Origin of the sequence: Sphingobacterium kitahiroshimense, assembly GCF_025961315.1 — a bacterium.
GTDB classification, from domain to species: domain Bacteria; phylum Bacteroidota; class Bacteroidia; order Sphingobacteriales; family Sphingobacteriaceae; genus Sphingobacterium; species Sphingobacterium anhuiense.
The window spans coordinates 3,341,434-3,358,766 of sequence record NZ_JAOQNK010000001.1 but is presented as its reverse complement, the minus strand read 5'-3'; the positions used below and the strand labels follow the sequence as shown (position 1 = coordinate 3,358,766).

15 protein-coding genes are annotated in these 17,333 nt (G+C 36.3%); 4 read left to right on the top strand and 11 right to left on the bottom strand.

The annotated features are described in order from the left end of the window. Positions 1-34 precede the first annotated feature (34 nt). Positions 35-1,063 carry a UDP-glucose 4-epimerase GalE gene (gene galE / locus M2265_RS14910; RefSeq protein WP_132771603.1) on the bottom strand — a complete coding sequence of 343 codons (1,029 nt, stop codon included), beginning with the start codon at positions 1,061-1,063 and terminating at the stop codon, positions 35-37. Between the two features lie 193 nt (positions 1,064-1,256). Between galE and M2265_RS14905 the strand changes: the two genes are divergently transcribed. Continuing rightward, positions 1,257-2,501, top strand: a complete 1,245-nt coding sequence (locus M2265_RS14905; protein ID WP_132771602.1) for a 3-deoxy-D-manno-octulosonic acid transferase — start codon at positions 1,257-1,259, stop codon at positions 2,499-2,501. A gap of 49 nt (positions 2,502-2,550) precedes the next feature. Here M2265_RS14905 and hemW read toward each other — a convergent pair whose 3' ends face one another. Together hemW and M2265_RS14895 are read right to left on the bottom strand one after the other, a co-directional pair. Beyond that, positions 2,551-3,675, bottom strand: coding sequence for a radical SAM family heme chaperone HemW (hemW, locus tag M2265_RS14900; protein WP_031286993.1), 1,125 nt, complete (start codon positions 3,673-3,675; stop codon positions 2,551-2,553). 53 nt (positions 3,676-3,728) lie between these two features. Next, complete coding sequence (locus tag M2265_RS14895) at positions 3,729-4,754, bottom strand: helix-turn-helix transcriptional regulator (protein ID WP_132771601.1); 1,026 nt, start codon at positions 4,752-4,754, stop codon at positions 3,729-3,731. Between the two features lie 920 nt (positions 4,755-5,674). Here M2265_RS14895 and M2265_RS14890 point away from each other — a divergent pair. Both M2265_RS14890 and M2265_RS14885 read left to right on the top strand, forming a co-directional pair. After that, complete coding sequence (locus tag M2265_RS14890) at positions 5,675-6,769, top strand: slipin family protein (protein ID WP_132771600.1); 1,095 nt, start codon at positions 5,675-5,677, stop codon at positions 6,767-6,769. 107 nt (positions 6,770-6,876) lie between these two features. After that, a complete protein-coding gene (locus tag M2265_RS14885; protein WP_243655461.1) occupies positions 6,877-8,358 on the top strand; it encodes an RtcB family protein in 1,482 nt (493 codons plus the stop codon). A 46-nt stretch (positions 8,359-8,404) separates the two neighbouring features. Here the strand turns inward: M2265_RS14885 and M2265_RS14880 are convergent, their stop codons facing one another. Further along, positions 8,405-10,276, bottom strand: coding sequence for a M1 family metallopeptidase (locus M2265_RS14880; protein ID WP_132771599.1), 1,872 nt, complete (start codon positions 10,274-10,276; stop codon positions 8,405-8,407). Positions 10,277-10,407: 131 nt separating this feature from the next. Between M2265_RS14880 and M2265_RS14875 the strand changes: the two genes are divergently transcribed. Next, positions 10,408-11,268, top strand: coding sequence for a hypothetical protein (locus tag M2265_RS14875; RefSeq protein ID WP_132771598.1), 861 nt, complete (start codon positions 10,408-10,410; stop codon positions 11,266-11,268). A 30-nt stretch (positions 11,269-11,298) separates the two neighbouring features. On the opposite strand, the gene M2265_RS14870 is transcribed toward M2265_RS14875, so the two are convergent. From M2265_RS14870 to M2265_RS14840, 7 genes are all read right to left on the bottom strand, one after another. Continuing rightward, the gene (locus tag M2265_RS14870; protein ID WP_021192213.1) at positions 11,299-12,696 is read right to left on the bottom strand and encodes an MBL fold metallo-hydrolase; all 1,398 of its coding nucleotides are present in this window, start codon (positions 12,694-12,696) and stop codon (positions 11,299-11,301) included. A gap of 11 nt (positions 12,697-12,707) precedes the next feature. After that, complete coding sequence (locus tag M2265_RS14865) at positions 12,708-13,535, bottom strand: sulfite exporter TauE/SafE family protein (RefSeq protein ID WP_132771597.1); 828 nt, start codon at positions 13,533-13,535, stop codon at positions 12,708-12,710. Between the two features lie 83 nt (positions 13,536-13,618). Beyond that, a complete protein-coding gene (locus tag M2265_RS14860) occupies positions 13,619-14,242 on the bottom strand; it encodes a Crp/Fnr family transcriptional regulator (protein ID WP_132771596.1) in 624 nt (207 codons plus the stop codon). A 10-nt stretch (positions 14,243-14,252) separates the two neighbouring features. Continuing rightward, the gene (locus tag M2265_RS14855) at positions 14,253-14,666 is read right to left on the bottom strand and encodes a DUF6691 family protein (protein WP_021192210.1); all 414 of its coding nucleotides are present in this window, start codon (positions 14,664-14,666) and stop codon (positions 14,253-14,255) included. 6 nt (positions 14,667-14,672) lie between these two features. Then, positions 14,673-15,227, bottom strand: a complete 555-nt coding sequence (locus M2265_RS14850; RefSeq protein ID WP_021192209.1) for a YeeE/YedE family protein — start codon at positions 15,225-15,227, stop codon at positions 14,673-14,675. A 90-nt stretch (positions 15,228-15,317) separates the two neighbouring features. Then, complete coding sequence (locus tag M2265_RS14845) at positions 15,318-15,752, bottom strand: hypothetical protein (protein WP_132771595.1); 435 nt, start codon at positions 15,750-15,752, stop codon at positions 15,318-15,320. 78 nt (positions 15,753-15,830) lie between these two features. Then, complete coding sequence (locus M2265_RS14840) at positions 15,831-17,192, bottom strand: WG repeat-containing protein (RefSeq protein ID WP_132771594.1); 1,362 nt, start codon at positions 17,190-17,192, stop codon at positions 15,831-15,833. Positions 17,193-17,333 lie beyond the last annotated feature (141 nt).

Genomic DNA, 17,333 nt, shown 5'->3' with positions numbered 1-17,333 from the left:
GAGTTAACACTAAACGTTAACTCCTTTTATTTTTTTAATCGATTGGATTTTCCTGCAGGTATTTCTCCCACTTCCAAGCGCTATCCATCATTTCGAAGATGCCTAATTGTGCTTTCCAATTTAACTCATTGGTTGATTTTGTGACATCGCCATATACCTTGACGATATCGCCTTCACGACGTGGTCCTACGACATAGTTTAGTTTTTGGCCTGAAGCTTCTTCAAAAGCTTTTATAGCTTCTAAAACAGAATATCCATTTCCTGTGCCTACATTAAATACATCGTACTTTCCTTTAGGATTTCCTTTTTCCAATAATTTGATTGCTGCAACGTGTGCTTTTGCTAAATCTACAACATGGATAAAGTCACGTACACAGAAACCGTCGTTTGTATCGAAGTCATTTCCAAAAACAGTCAATTTATCGCGTTTTCCTATAGCTGTTTGGGTAATGAATGGAAGAAGATTTTGAGGAACTCCTAATGGTAATTCGCCAATTAATGCTGACTCATGTGCTCCTACAGGATTGAAATAACGTAATGCAATAATATTAAAATTGTCATATGCATTTGCAGTTTCTTCTAATATTTCTTCTGCAATCTGTTTGGTGTTACCATATGGAGAAGTTGCTTTTTTTACTGGGGCAGCTTCGTCAACAGGTAAGTAATCAGGTTCTCCATAAACTGTACAACTGGAAGAGAAGACAAAGTTTATCGGCTTTTCACGATAAGCTTCTAAAAGATTGATTAGGGAGAAGAAGTTGTTGTGATAATATTTTAATGGATTCTGAACGGACTCACCTACTGCTTTAGATGCTGCAAAATGAATGATACCGTTGATATCTGGATTGTTTTTAACAAATTCTAAAACTTTGGTGTCATCACATAGATCAAACTGATGAAACTCAGGCTTTATACCGATGATTTTTTCAATTTGATCTAACATTTTGATGCTAGAATTAGATAAGTTGTCAACGATAACCGGTGTATAGCCTGCATTATGTAATTCAACAACTGTATGCGAACCAATATATCCTGTTCCGCCTGTTACAAGTATTTTGCTCATTGTTTATAGTTATAATATGTAAAGTCTTTGTGATCTAAATGCTCAGTTGATACCTATCGATAATATGTCATCGTTTTTTTAATCTTACCGCTTCGGTTATTAAAATTCGTTTCCCAGCCTTATTTTCTACTTATTTCCAACAATTAGAAAAGGGTTTAATATCTTTGACGAATATAAGTATTATTTTACGAACATGCGTCTTCTTTATTCTTTAGGAATTCATCTTTATGGGCTTTTATTACGCTTAATAGCGCCTTTTCATCCGAAAGCAAAGCTTTGGGTAGAGGGGCGTAGGGACTGGTATGCACGCATGAATCAAACGGTTGAAACGGGGCAAAATCACATCTGGTTTCATTTTGCTTCTTTGGGTGAATTTGAGCAGGGAAGGGCTGTTTTGGAAGGAATAAAAAAAGATTTCCCCTTAAAAAAAATTGTTATTACTTTTTATTCTCCCTCGGGATATGAAGTTCGTAAAAATACAAATTTAGCAGATTACGTTTTTTATTTACCTGAGGATACAGCAAAAAATGCAAAACTGTTTATTGATTTAATTAATCCTGAGTTTGTAGTTTTTACAAAATATGAGTATTGGTATCATTATTTTTCTGAGCTGAAAAATAGACAGATATCATTATTGATGATTTCTGCCATTTTCAGGCCTGATCAAATTTTCTTCCAGCCTTATGGCGGTTTTTTTCGAGAGATATTGAGTGCTGTGACTTATTTTTTCATGCAGAATGAAGAAAGTGTTCATTTATTGAAAGAGCATGGATTTAGAAATGTTGGGTTAACAGGGGATACGCGATTTGATCGTGTGGTTGAATTGCCTAAGCAGAGAAAACAGATCGATGAGGTTACGCAATTTGTCGCAGAATATCCAGTTTTGGTTGCGGGTAGTACTTGGCAAGAAGATGAGCAGTTATTAAAAGATTTAATGTTGAAATTTCCGAAGTGGAAGCTGATATTGGCTCCACATGAAATTCATGATACTCATATAAGGGCAATTTTAGCGTTATTTCCTGATGCTTTACAATTCTCTAAATATGTTTCGTATGCTGATGAAAGAGTAGCACATGCTCAAGTGCTGATTATTGATAATATTGGCATGCTGTCGTCGCTATATGGTTATGGAAAGATGAGTTATATCGGTGGAGGCTTTGGAATTGGTATTCATAATACATTAGAGGCTGCTACTTATGGTATTCCCGTTATATTTGGTCCTAAATATCATAAATTTCAAGAGGCTAAAGATCTGATTGAGCAAGGCGCTGGGTTTTCAATTCAAAATCGGGAAGAACTGTATAAAGTGTTTACATGTCTGCAGGATAGTGTAAAAAGAGAATATTCCGGGAAACAAGCAAAATGTTTTGTGCAGCAGCATGCTGGTGCTACTGCAATTATTATGAAATATCTTTATTCTTCTAAATTATTGAAGTAAGGTGTTTATGAGAAATATGATCGAACTTTGATCATACAAGTTTGATCATTTAGTCTACAATAAACAGTTCTGACATAATGTGATCGGCCATGAGTTTTCCTGTATCTGTAAGGGTCAGCTGATTTTCAACTTGAGTTAACTGCTTGTTGTAGATGAACTCTTCAGCATTGTTCAATAATTGTTTTTTAACCTCTGATCCGAATTTATCTTCCACTATTGTAAGATTAATACCCCACATCGTCCTTAGTGAGGTCATCGTATATTCATTGATACGGTCTAAGGCTGATAATTCTTCAGTTTCCAAAGGAAGTACTCCTTGGTAGATATCGTGTATATATTTGGCATTATTCGCGATATTCCATGAACGTGATGTACCATTAAATGAATGTGCAGATGGACCTATGCCTAAATAATGCTTTCCTTTCCAATAGTTCGTATTATGCTTTGCATACATCCCATTTTTAGCAAAATTAGAAATTTCATATTGTTCAAACCCTGCAGTTGTTAATCGATCAATCAGCATCAACATTTGATCCGCTGCTTGATCGCTATCTATTGCGGCTGCTTTTCCTGTTTTGATCATATGATCGAGCGCTGTTTTCTTTTCTACAGTCATCGAGTAGGATGAGATATGCGGAATCTGAAAATCCAGTAGCTTTTGCATATTCATTTTCCACTTTTCATCGGTTAATAATGGAAAGCCATAGATCAGGTCGCAGGTTATATTTTCGAATCCAGCATCTTGAACCCGCATAATACAGGATTCGGCTTCTTCTTGATTGTGTGCCCGGTTCATCCATCTTAGATCTTCTTCAAAAAAGGATTGAATGCCGATACTAAAACGATTGATTTCTGTTTGCCGCAGTTTCGCTACTTTTTCTCGCTTAAGATCGTCGGGATTAGCTTCTAAGGTAATCTCAACATTGGTGTCAATTTCGAAATGCTGCGATACTTTGTCAATCAGTCTGGAGATATCTTCCGCTTCTAGTATAGAGGGGGTGCCACCGCCAAAGTAAATGGACTGAATATTTTTGTCTTCCAGATAATCAGCTCTAAGTTCCACTTCCTTGTATAGCATGCTGAGCATTTCGTCTTTATATTTCAGTGACGTGCTGAAGTGAAAGTCACAGTAATGACAGGCTTGCTTACAGAATGGAATGTGAAAGTAGATCATGGGTACGTTTTATATGAAGGCAAAGGTAAAGGAAAATCCATATTTAAATGGATTTATTCTATTTCTTTGGTATACTGTTGCATGTTTTTATGAACTCTTCTTTTGATCCGATCGCGTAGATTACGGGGAGCAATAACCTCTATATTCTCGCCAAAGCCCAATATTTCTCGTTCCAGTTCAAAGTTTAAAACGACATCAAGACGAATCATGATACTACCATCATTATTTTTATCGATGATCTGTTGAGAGCTGTGTAATGGTTTGGTCTCTACATAAGGAGCATTGAAACTGTCAATTTTTAAAATTACTTTTTGGCCTCGGTCTTTGTGGCTTTTTGTTACGCCGATTGTATCGGCAAAGTAACGATCGAAATCAATTCCATCATAGGCTATGAAACCATTTTTTGCCATTTCATCAATATCTACAATACGATCAAGGGCAAGGTTGAGTAATAATTTTCCTTTTTTTGGTTTACAGATTAAAAACCACCTATTTCGGTATTCTTTTAAAAGGTATGGGTAATAAACATCTTGCGTTGGTGCAAGCGACTTAAATGATTTGTAGGTGATAAGTAAAGGTATTTCTTCGAGGATGGCATGATGTAAGGTACTGATCCAGTTCAAACCTTTCAGTAGTTTATTACTTTCCATTTGCACGACAGGTTTTTGAATTCCTACGGATTTAATGAGTGTATTTTCTAAACGTAAGATCATATCACTCATCTCGTCAAAATAAGAAAATCCATTAAGATGCTTGAGTAAATCCACGGCTTCTTTCATCTTCTTCATATCTAAGGAGGTGATGGGTGAATTACTGATGCTATATTTTGGATCACTATAGCTGTAAAATTTCCGATCTGTCACAATGATTGGAGCATTATATCCTAACTTATTGCTACGCATAAGCTGTATGTCTCCTTGAATCGTTCTTTTACTTATCCCATTATGGATACCTTCCAGTTCGTAAAGGGCATTGGATACTTTTTCAATGAGATCTTCTAACGTCCATTTGCGATGACGTTGACATAAACAACTGTCTATGGTTTTGTAGCGTATTAATGCAAGTTTATTGGTGGACATCTTCTTTTTGATGAAATTTTACAAAGTTAAATGTACAAAATTCATTTTTACTGCGCAATGTATTTGCGCATGAAGTTTTTTGTTAAGATTTTTTTTATATATATTCAAATTTATAAATTTGATTTTCAGTTATATATGTATTTTTTGTATTGTTTTTTAAAAGTATTTTTTGCTACGCAGTAAGGTTGCGTGATTAGGTGTGCACATTTGTAATGTCGATCAAGACAAATAGTTCTTTGAGAAATTAAGCGAATAGCTTTTAAGATATATACCTGAAAAGGTGTATGACATAGTGGATTATTTTAAAGTCCTCGTCTCCTGTTTCTGTATAGCAGGGTAGTATTATTTCAGTTGAAAATAATATGCTGACTTAAAAAACTACTATTGTCTCATGTTGGGGTCGTAGGTTCGAATCCTACCTCCGTCTCGAACGGAGTAACTCAGGGGGTAGAGTACAACAAAAAGGTGGGTTCGAATCCCACGCACATCTCAAAAGTGTGTCCATCGGTTGGAGGAACGAAAGTTCCATGTTCAAGTTTAAACTTTCTTTAAAAAAGTTTCCACTTAATAAGCGCTTCGTCTCTCGTTTGGTTTTCTCTTTTTGTGAAAAGGGCAGACAATTGAATGGGGTCTTTGTAGTATAAAATAGGTTCTAAAAGCAACAATAGGGTTGAGGATAGTGGAATACTTAAAAGTAATACAGGAATGGGCTGTATTTTATTTAGGGATAAGCTGTCATCATTTTATTTTTCTTTTAGCCCACTTTTATATTCCGGTCATATTCAATAAACAGGAATCGAAGCGTTTATAAATAATTGGATGATCTTTTTGATCGCGAGAAAATGTTAGAACAATAGTATATTCTGATAAAACACAGTGTTTTGTGTTGGGGAAGAGTATAATAAAAAATAAAATTAGAAATGAAAAGAGTAAGTATAGATATCAATCAATTGGGATTAGTTGTTAAAAAAAATCGTTATATCCGCGTAGTGCCTGCTGGAAAATACTGGCTAGGTTTTGGTGAAAAACTGGAATTATATGATTTGTCGAAGCCTTTTCCAGGTAGCTTGGATGTCGATGTATTGATGCAGCTTGCAGGTTTTTCGGAGCATGTGGAATTGGTGGAAGTTTCCGATAATGAGATCTGTCTGATTTTTGTTAACAACAACTATAAGCAGGTACTAGCAGCGGGCAGGCATGTTTTCTGGAAGGGTTTATTAACCTATCATTTTCAAAAGGAGGATATTACTGATATAGAAATAGGAACGACAGTACATAAGCAACTGTTGGAGAAGCAGACGCTGGCTTACTACGTACGGCAGTTTAAGTTGGAGCCTTCGGAAAAAGGTTTACTATTTCTTAATGGAGCATTTTCAAAGATATTGGAAGCGGGTACATATTACTGGTGGAAAAATGCGACATCCATCAGTATTTCAAAAGTAGATATACGATTGACGACTATGGATATTGCTGGTCAAGAGATTTTGACTAAAGACAAGGCGCAGATTAGGATTAATTTTTCGATACAGTACCAAGTTGTGGATGTACTGAAAGCAATGCTTGAAAACAAAGATTTTGAGAAGCAGTTGTATATGTTGATGCAATTGGCATTACGTTCTTATATAGGTCGAATGACTTTGGATGAACTGATGGACAATAAATCTGCAATCAACGCACATGTGCTAGAGGAGACTGCTTCACAGGTTGAATTGCTGGGTGTCAAGGTATTTCATGCCGGTGTTAAAGATATCATCTTGCCAGGAGATATCCGAGAGATAATGAATCAGGTACTGGTCGCGGAAAAAAAAGCTCAAGCCAATATCATCACGCGGCGTGAAGAAACTGCTTCTACAAGAAGCTTGTTGAATACAGCGAAATTAATGGAAGATAACGCGATGTTGTTTAAATTGAAAGAGATGGAATATGTGGAGAAGATTGCAGAAAAAATAAACAATATTTCGGTTTCGGGTAATGGTCAGATTGTGGATCAGCTGAAGCAGCTGTTTGTGAAATGATAGAGTTATCGTTTTATTTTAGCGTAAAACGGAGGTATAAATAAAGAGGCGCAGGGGACAGCGGTAAAGAGGTGCTGTTCCTTGCTTAAGAGAAATGAATAACCGATGTGAAAGATTGTCAATCTGTAAGCAATGGTTTCAGTACAATGGATTTGAGTAAGATCATGATGGAAAATAAAAGAATAAATGGCAATGACTTAATTGCTTTAGGCTATGAAGAGAATTTTGCTTTAGGTGAAGCATTGAAAATTAATAAAAAGAGATTAGGGTTTACCCGTGAAGAGATGTTGTTGAAGTTTGCAGAAGTATTGGCCACTCCGGATAGCTATTTGGAGGATGGGCTATTCAAGTCGCTAGCGTCAGCACTTTTAAATGTTGATGAAGTAGCTAAAGCTACGATTTCTTTAAAGGAGGGGAAACAACAATACACTATTTATGGTGAGTCACAGATTGAAGAGGGGGCATTGCGCCAGATGGATCTAGCGATGAAGCTTCCTATTGCAGTTGCAGGAGCATTAATGCCCGATGCGCATCAAGGATATGGTTTGCCAATTGGTGGGGTATTGGCTACTCATCATGCTGTCATTCCTTATGGTGTGGGTGTTGATATCGGTTGTCGAATGGCATTGTCAATTTTTGATGTACCCGAAGAGCATCTTTATCTGCATCATGATTTATATAAGAAAGTGATTATGGATAATACCAAATTTGGTGCTGGACATGGTTATTTAAAACATGAACGTGTTGACCACGCTGTATTAGCGAATAAAGCTTTTGAAGCGAATGATTTTATTCGTCAATTAAAGGATAAGGCTTGGACGCAGTTAGGCTCTTCTGGTGGGGGAAATCACTTTGTTGAATTTGGGGTCATGGAGTTTAAAGAAACAGATCGTACACTTGGTATTGAGAAAGGTCGATATGTGGCTTTATTGACGCACTCGGGATCTAGGGGATTGGGCGCAACTATTGCCGATCATTATACTAAATTGGCTAAAAAGCTTTGTTCTTTACCTTATGAAGCTCAGAATTTGGCTTATATGAGTTTAGATACTGCGGAAGGGCAAGAGTATTGGTTAGCGATGAATCTTGCTGGTGATTATGCTTCGGCTTGCCACGAGGTAATACATGAGAAAATCGGTAGGGCATTAGGTGCAGAGCGATTGGCGATGATCGAAAATCATCATAATTTTGCATGGAAGGAGTTACACCAAGGCGAGGAGGTGATTGTGCATCGGAAGGGAGCAACTCCTGCCGCGAAAGGGGTGCTGGGTATTATTCCTGGATCGATGGCAACTCCAGGTTTCTTAGTACGAGGGAAAGGAAAAGAGGAGGCAATTCATTCGGCTTCTCATGGTGCTGGACGTTTGATGAGTCGTACGAAAGCTATAAAAACCATAGCCCGTAAAGATCTAAAATCCATGTTGTCGGATAATGGTATCACTTTAATCGGTGCCGGATTGGATGAAGCACCAATGGCTTATAAAAATATTCACGAGGTGATGGCTGCGCAAGAAGATCTGGTAGATATTATCGCGAGTTTCTCTCCGAAGATTGTGCGCATGGCTGATGATGGAAGTCGGGAAGATTAACATAAAAATAAGAGGCCGGTTTATTAACCGGCCTCTTATTTTTATGTTATTTCTTTTCCCAGATATTGTCGTTGGATTCAATATCTGCTAAGCGTAGCGATGGATCAATGATTACTTTTGCTGGTTTTTTTGTTAAATTGATCTCATAGGATGGCTGTGTCCAGTTCCAGTCTTCCAATGTTGTTCTTTTAATACCTTCGTATATCTTGAAGTTTTCCGATGGCTTTTCGCCTCTCATTTCACGTAATGGGATATAGAAAAGTTCTTTTGTGCCATCTTCATAGGTTACTGATAGATCAATAGGCATTGCAAAGTCGGATTTGTTCTGTAAGATAATTTCTTTATCGGTAACCGTTTTGATTGCATAATCAATCTTACGAGTTGTGTTTATAAAGAGGTTGAAGTACCATTTCAGATTGATTCCTGATATATTTTCTGCAATTCTTTTAAAATCATTCGGTGTTGGATGTTTGAATTTCCATTGTTTATAGAATTCTAAAAATGTTTTGTCCAAGTTATCTTTACCGATAATATAACCCAACTGTACTGCTAGTACCTGGCCTTTGTTGTAAGCTTCATTACTGTATGCATAGTTGGTGTTGTAATAATCGGCAAGTAGGCTTGCAGGTTCTTCTTTTCCTGATAAAGCTAGTTTGTAATATGCACGATAAGCTTCTATTGATGGGTTAGCTTCAATGGCTCCACGTTTTTCAAATAGATTTTGCATGGCAAGTTCTTCTACATAAGAAGTGAAACCTTCGTCAAACCATTCGTCTACGGTTTCATTAATGCCAAATAAGTGCTGGTACCACGAGTGGGCTGCTTCGTGGAAGATGACACCAACTAGGCTTTTTAAATTACGGCCACCTGTAACCAACGTTGCAGTTCCATATTCCATTCCTCCATCTCCTCCTTGGATAATGGTATAATTTGGCCAAGGGTAAGCTCCAAATGTCTTAGAATTGAAATCAAAAAACTCTGTTGCTAATCCAAGTGCTGTTTTCCAATTTGTTTTGACAGAATCGCTTTCTGGAACATATACTGTATAAACATGCACTCCTTGGTTGCTCTTCGCGGAGTCAACAACAAATTTTGGATCTGCAGCCCAAACAAAGTCATGGATGTTTTTAGCAACATAGTGCCATTGGACTTTATTATCTTTTGCTTTAATCCTTGGTTTTCCAACATAGCCTTTTACTTCTGTAGGGTTTTGTAAAACACCGGATGCGCCTAGAATATAATTTTTGTTGATATTGATGGTGATATCAAAGTCTCCAAATGGGGCGATAAATTCGCGTCCAATATACTCATCTAAGTGCCATCCAAATTCATCAAAATGTGCCATTTTAGGATACCATTGCGCCATGGATAAGGCGACTCCTTCTTTAGAATTGCGTCCCGATCTTCTGATTTGTTCAGGGACTTGGGCTTCCCAGTTCATCTCAAATGTTGCGGTTTCGCCGTCTTCAATTTCATTAGGAAGGGTCACTTCTAAAATGGTACCATCAACTTTGAAATTGGTGTTGTTACCATTCATCGTTAATGATTTTATTTTTTGATAACCAATTTGTTTTGCTGTTAATGTAGCAATACGGCTCTGGTATTTGGGTTTATCTTTTGTTCCAAGATTGGTGGTCATTCTTTTGTCTGGATCGGCAATGTTTGCCAGTCTGTTGTCCATCATTGATCCTGGTTGAAAGGCGTTGAAATACAGGTGGAAATACACTTTTTTGAGTGATTGTCCTGAATTATTACTGTATTTCAATTGCATATTTCCGTCATATTGATATGTCTTCTCATTCACATCAATGTTCATTTTATAATATACGGTCTGTTGCCAATAGCCTTTTCGTTGTGCTGTTGCTGTCTGAAAGACGAACAATCCTACGATTAATGTGTAGAGGTATTTCAAATTCATGGTCCAAATTTACAAAAATGATTAGGAATTTGTGGAACTTAAAGAAGTGCTGTTTTGTAATATTTGTTTGATAAAGGGTTGTTTTTACATCTTTCAATTGTTATTTTAGATATATATCTAATCAAATTTATATGGAGGAAACCTATTATAAATCTTCAGGAAAAGCTCCGATTGGGGGAGTCCTATTTGCTATTGTTGCTGGATTATGTGCTTCTGTTATTTTAGCTATTGTTTATATTGCTTTGCAATGGTTTATACCACTTGTGTATTTCAATTTTTTAATCACATTTGGATTAGCATATGGTTTATTTTATGTCATTGATGTTCTTCTAAAGATAGGAAAAGTTAGGAACAGGATGATTGCACTTTTGCTTACTTTGATCTGTACTTTGGTTGCCTGTTATGCGCAATGGTGCTTATTTGTTTCTTTGATGTTTAATGCGGAAGGTACAATGGGAGGTGATATATGGGTGAAGTCTTCCTTTAATTTGGATGGTTTTTTATACTTTCTATTTCACCCAACGGATACCTTTAGCGGGATTCAAGAATTAAATGCAGTTGGAACTTTTTCTCTACAGAAAAATGTTGTGAGTGGCTGGCCTTTGTGGATTTTATGGGGTATTGAGGCGGCTACCATTATTATCTATCCTATGGTATTAGCCTTTTCGGGTAAGACAACTGAACCTTTTTCTGAGAGGGGTAATGAATGGATGAGAAAAAGGGAACTGGAAAAACAAATTGCTTATATCCAAGATAAGCAGATACCCGAACAGAATTTGCAAAAAAAAGATTTTGCAAGCCTACAAACGTATCTTCAAAGTGATGATTTGGGTGCTACGTTTGCAACTGTCACGATTTATGAATCTGACGCTGATAATTATCAATATATTTCAGTGGTTAATCATAAATTGGGCACAAATAAAAAGGGCGATATTGTTGATAATAAGACGAATGTCCTCACATACTTCAAGATTTCTGAACGTAGTCTTTAAAAATAGAAAAAGCGGATTAATCCGCTTTTTCTATTTAATAAGCTGGCCATTCTTTTCTTTCCAATCTTTCATGGAACCACTATAATTTTTAATCTTTTTTATCCCTGCTCTATAAAGGAGTGAAGTGGCTATAGTAGCACGATCTCCTGACTGACAGTGTAAATAAAGTTCTTTGTTGGTGTCAATTTTATGAAGATTTTCGGTTAAAGTTCCCACGAATAAATGTGTTGCATTTGGAAGATGTGCAGTTTTAAATTCATTCTCATTGCGAACATCTAGAATTTGTGCATTAGGATTATTTAAAGCATTATTCATTTCTTCGAAATCAATAATTTTCTGCTTTTCAAGAGGTAAGCCAAGTGTCGTTATTGTTTCGGGAGTGATAAAACCAATCGCCTGATCAATACCTATGCGCATTAGTTTTCGTGTAACGTCTTCTAATTGGTCTTTTGAAACAATGAGTATAAAAGGGTTATTATAATCTAATATCCAGCCAGCCCAATTGCTGAATGCTTTGTTATTTTGAATGTTAATGCTATTTGGGATAAATCCTTTTGCAAACTCTATTTTATGGCGTGTATCAATAACTGTTACATTATTTTGATAATGCGATACAAATTCATTCGTCTCTAATTCTTTGTAATTGGGTACGGATGTTAATAATGGACGCTTGATTTTGTTGAGTTTTTTCATCATTGCAAAATACTTTGGTGGTTCTGGCTGCCCACTTAACAGTTCTTCTACAAATCCCACTTCATTATTTCCAAATTGTAATGCCCAGTTTCTTACTTTTTCATATCCGACAGTTGTACTTGGGACTGCGCCTAAAGCTTTTCCACACGCTGATCCTGCTCCATGTGCAGGCCATACTTGGACGAATTCGGGAAGGTTGGCAAATATTTTCAAGGATTCGAACATTTGATGTGCTCCAATTTCTTTTGTGCCAATAAGTCCTGCCGCATTTTCTAATAGATCTGGACGACCCACATCGCCAACGAAGACAAAATCTCCTGTAAATAACATGACGGGTTCGCTCGTTGCTGGAGTATCGGTTAATAGGAAACTGATACTTTCAGGCGTATGTCCTGGTGTATGTAGTACTTTGAAAATAAGATTCCCTAATTTTATTTCATCTTGATGCTTTAACCCGATATGATCAAAATCATACTGCCACTCTGGCCCTCCTTCATCAGATAGATAGAGTTGAGCTCCTGTTAGCGATGCTAATTCTAATGATCCCGAAAGATAGTCGGCATGAATGTGGGTTTCTGCGATATGAGTTATTTTTAAATTGTTTTTTTCTGCAATTGATAGGTATGTGTCTACATCTCTTTTAGGATCTATCACAATTGCTACGCCTTTGGCTTGACAGCCAATAAGGTAACTTGCATGTGCTAATGATGATTCGAAAATGTGTTGGAAAAACATAATTTATTTCTTTATAAATTTATAAACTGACTGATTTCGGTACCTGCTATGGCAATGCCTATTGCTCCAAGAAAGTATCCAAATACTACTTTTAAATTTTCTGGCTTTAATTTCGTTTTCAATTGGAATCCAATCATCAATCCAATCAGTGTGATTCCTGTAAAGATAATTAATATTGCCCAATTGATTTGATCTAAGTGTCTGAAATTGCTGAGTAGACCGAATGTGGCGTTAATGGTAATAATGAATAGGGATGCCGCCGTGGCTTGTTTAATGTTAATTTTCATTAATAATACGAGTGCGGGTACGATGATAAATCCTCCTCCGGCCCCCACCAATCCAGTTAATAATCCAGTGATAAATCCGATGGTTATTAAATGAGCTATAGTATTGCGTACTCTTCCAGAATTATTATTATTATTATTATTATTATTATTATTTCTTTTAAGCATTACAAATGCCGAGACTAAAATCAGTACTGAAAAGAAACTCATAATAATCTGATCTTTCGAGATAGTACTCTGATTGATAGGGATACTATTGGGAATATTTGGAAGTATATATTGCTTCGTAATGTACACCGCTAGCAGCGATGGAAGAATAAATAATGTTGTTGTTTTAAAATCAATTTCTTTTTTGTACACGTGTCCAATGGAGCCTATTAGTGATATTATGCTAATGGTAAATAAAGAATAATCAAGTGCCTGGATGGGCTCTATATGAAATAAGTAAACAAATATAGGTAGTGTTAAAATACTGCCGCCACTGCCCATAATACCCATTGTGAGGCCTACAGCTATTGCTAATGTGTATCCGAGAATGAGTGATAATTCCATCATATTATTCCTTTTTTTTCAAAGGTATGGCCTTATTAAATCATAAAAGGTAACATAAGTTACCTTTGAGTGTTTTATTTTATTCATTAAAGTAGCTGGATATTATTCCTTTGCAATAGAATCCTCCCTTGGTTTTCTAATGATTTTAATATGCGCGATACCACTACACGAGATGTATTGAGGTCATTGGCAATTACTTGGTGTGTGATGTCAATGTCTTGTGATTGAATGATTGTTGCTTTTTCTTTTAAGTAGTTCATGATCCGAACGTCCATTTGCAAAAAAGCGATGTTGTCGACGGTTGTTAGCATCTCATTGAGTCGATTGGAGTAGCTCTCCAAAATAAAATTTCTCCAGGATTTATAATGCCCCATCCAGCCATCTAGATATTGATTGGGTATCATAGCAACTATAGTATCGGTATCAGCAATTGCTCTGATTTCACTTTTTTTTGCCCCAACACAACAAGCTATAGACATGGCGCAAGTATCTCCTTTTTCTAAAAAGTATAATAACAGTTCACCTTCTTTTTTGTCTTCGCGAATAATCTTGATGACGCCATCTAATAGAAGTGGCATAAATTTAATATACTGACCAATGTCTATGATTACTTCGCCTGCTTTAAATTTTTTGACGATGGCAACTTGTTCGATTTCTACGATCAATTCTTTCTCAAAAATTCCAGAAAATGCTTGTTGAACTGTGATCATTTGTTAGTGTTTAATGAGGTAACTTATTTCTTAAAAGGCCATATAACCACGTTCCCAGGAGTGCAAATACCAGTACAATTCCCATGGTCCAATATCCTGCTCCTAGGAGTGTAAACATTGGTCCGGGACATGCGCCGGTGAGCGCCCAGCCTAACCCAAAGATTGTTCCTCCAAGAAGGTAGCGTGTGATACTCCTGTTTTTATCTATGAATTGAATATCTTGGCCACTCGTATCTTTGATATTCTTACGTTTGATTATTTGTACAATTATAATTGCTGTGGTTAAAGCTGTACCAATTATTCCATACATGTGAAATGATCTGAATTGGAACATTTCATATATGCGGTACCAGGAAGCGGCCTCTGACTTATACATGATGATACCAAAGAGTATTCCAATTAATATAAATTTTAACTGTTTCATAAGGATTTAGAAAATAAGTGGGAATATAAATTGAACCATGATGATCCCGCCAATAAAAAAACCGATAACGGCAATCAATGAGGGCAATTGAAAGTTGCTCAATCCGGAGATGGCATGTCCTGACGAGCATCCTCCAGCATAACGGGTCCCAAAACCGATTAATAAGCCACCAATGCTTAAGAGTAAAAACTGAAAAAGTGAGCCATCAAATAGAAACAGACGGTCGGGCATATATCCTTGTAGATTTTCTATAATACCTAACGATTGAAGGTCAAGGACACTTTTGCTGTTAATATCAGGTGTGCTCCCATCACTTAGATAGAAATGCGCTATGAATCCCCCGATTATAGTGCCTAGTACTACTAATAGATTCCAAATCTGTGATTTCCAGTCAAACCGGAAAAAAGAGCTTGTTTTACCTGCCCCTGCTATTGAACACATTGTTCTTAAATTATTGGACATCCCAAAATCTTTGCCCTGTTTTAGTAATAAAAACATGATAAGGGCAATCAATGGACCTGATATATACCAAGGCCATGGTTTTTGAATAATTTCATACATAATAATCAATCCTAATGTGACACAAAGTAAAGGAAGAAAAAAGAGAAAGATTGTAACTTTAGTTACAATCTTTCTCTTTTTATGTATTTGTTACATGTCGTAATATTCTAATTTACTGTCTTTTAGTGATTGACAGAGATTCTTGAGATCATCTTCCGATTCGAATAACTTATTTCTCCAAGCTCTGACGTGCGCTCCGGTTTTTAATTTAATGATGATAAGATTGCCTCCCGATCGTCTTAAATTACGCACATAGTCTATGGTATTGAGCGGTATGATTTTATGAGAAGTGGGATCTTCTATTGTTAGAGATTCATTGTCAATAGTCCAAACTGTTGGTTTTCTTGAGCATTTTACGGCAATATACAAGACAAGAGGCAATGAAAATAAGGAGCCCATTATTTTTACTACTTCGGATAAAGGCAGTCTCGATACGATGTAAACAAGAGCTAGGACAAATAGCATCATGAGCAACATATATCTGCCCCGGTGTAATGTTGCAATCTTAAAGCTCAATTTTTCCATGTTATATTTTTAATGCAAAGAAACAGAAACCTGAGCTAAAACAAAAATGAGACAAGTAATTGCCTCATTTTATTATTATTACTCTGTTTCCATCTTTTGGACGAATTTTCCTTTATGGTCGATATAAAAAAAATCTTCTCCATTTTCTGAGACTAAAGATAACCCAGAATCGAACGGAGCTGCGTACTGATATTTAATGGGCGTGACAGGTTTGCCTTTTAAATCAATGAATCCATATTTTTCGTTCTGCATACAAAGCCAGAGATTCTCTCCACCGTTTGTTATAAATTCGAAAGCTGCACTAAGTTTTTTCTCCTGATGGTCAACTAGGTAATATAGTTCTTCTTCTGATATGACAGCTGTTCCATTTTGAAATTCGTGAATGAGTTCAAATTTAGTAGGAATGATTATCTTCCCAGTCCTGTCAATGACACCTGATCCAGTTTTTGTTGTTACGATGGCATGTTCATTGTCGAATTCACGGGCATAGCTGTATAATGCAGGAATAATGATATGAGCATTCGTATCCATAAATCCGTATTGGTCATTTTTTGAAAATAATAATGGACCATCTTCCGTTCTTGCTAAGTGTTCATATTGACATGGTATAACTTCTTTGCCTTCAAGATTTAATAGACCATAGCTATTATTAGAATCTACAGCTACGGCATATCCTGCAATGTATTCTTGAATAATGCTATATTTAGCAGGTGTAACTTGATTGCCATCCTCATCGGAGATACCAATGTATCCGGTGTTTTCGTCAAAATAGGATACTCTGTTTTCATCTAATTGAGTAGGTTCAAATGTGAATTGTTCTTCAGCTTTTTCGATAAGTTCAAAATCAGCAGGGATTTCAAATAATGAAGGATTTATTTCTGATGCTGTAACTTTAAAAGCTTGAATTCCCATTTCATAGGCTGATATGGATAATGCCGCGCCGGGGATCTTCTCTAAATAACCATATTCTCCCCAGTACATTTTAGGGAGAGCTTTCGTATACCAGACTTCAATAATTGGATTTCCTTCTTCTGTTTCAATTGGAAGTGTGATGATGGCTTTGTTACAGTTGTAGCCTGCAATTGATTTGGATTCTCCTGTTATAAATTCAACCTGTAGATCAGCTGTTGAGATGGGGTCTTCAGTATCAGTGACAGTTAATTTTCCTGATAACAGCTCCTCCTCATAATAGTTTTCATTATCGTAATCTAATGTATAGGCTTTGTGTTTGTTAAAGTCAGATATCTGAACTGTTTTATCCATAAATTTATTTTCTACTCGTAGGAAGTCGCGAGTGGAATAAAGATCTGCTACAGATTCTGCCTCTGCAACTCCGCCCATATGGAGAGCAAATTGAATTTTATACATTTTCTCCTGTGCATTGGAGAAATTAACAAAAATTAATAGCAGGATAAGTGTTTGAAAGTGTTTACTTTTCATTGTTTTTTCTATGAACTGCGAAATTATGCATTTTCTAAATTCTTTTAAGGGGTAAAGTTTGTTGCTGTGATTTTTTCGTTACAGCATTTCTTCAAATTGCTGTTTTAAATCGTTTCTGTATATTTGAAATTCAACCAAAAC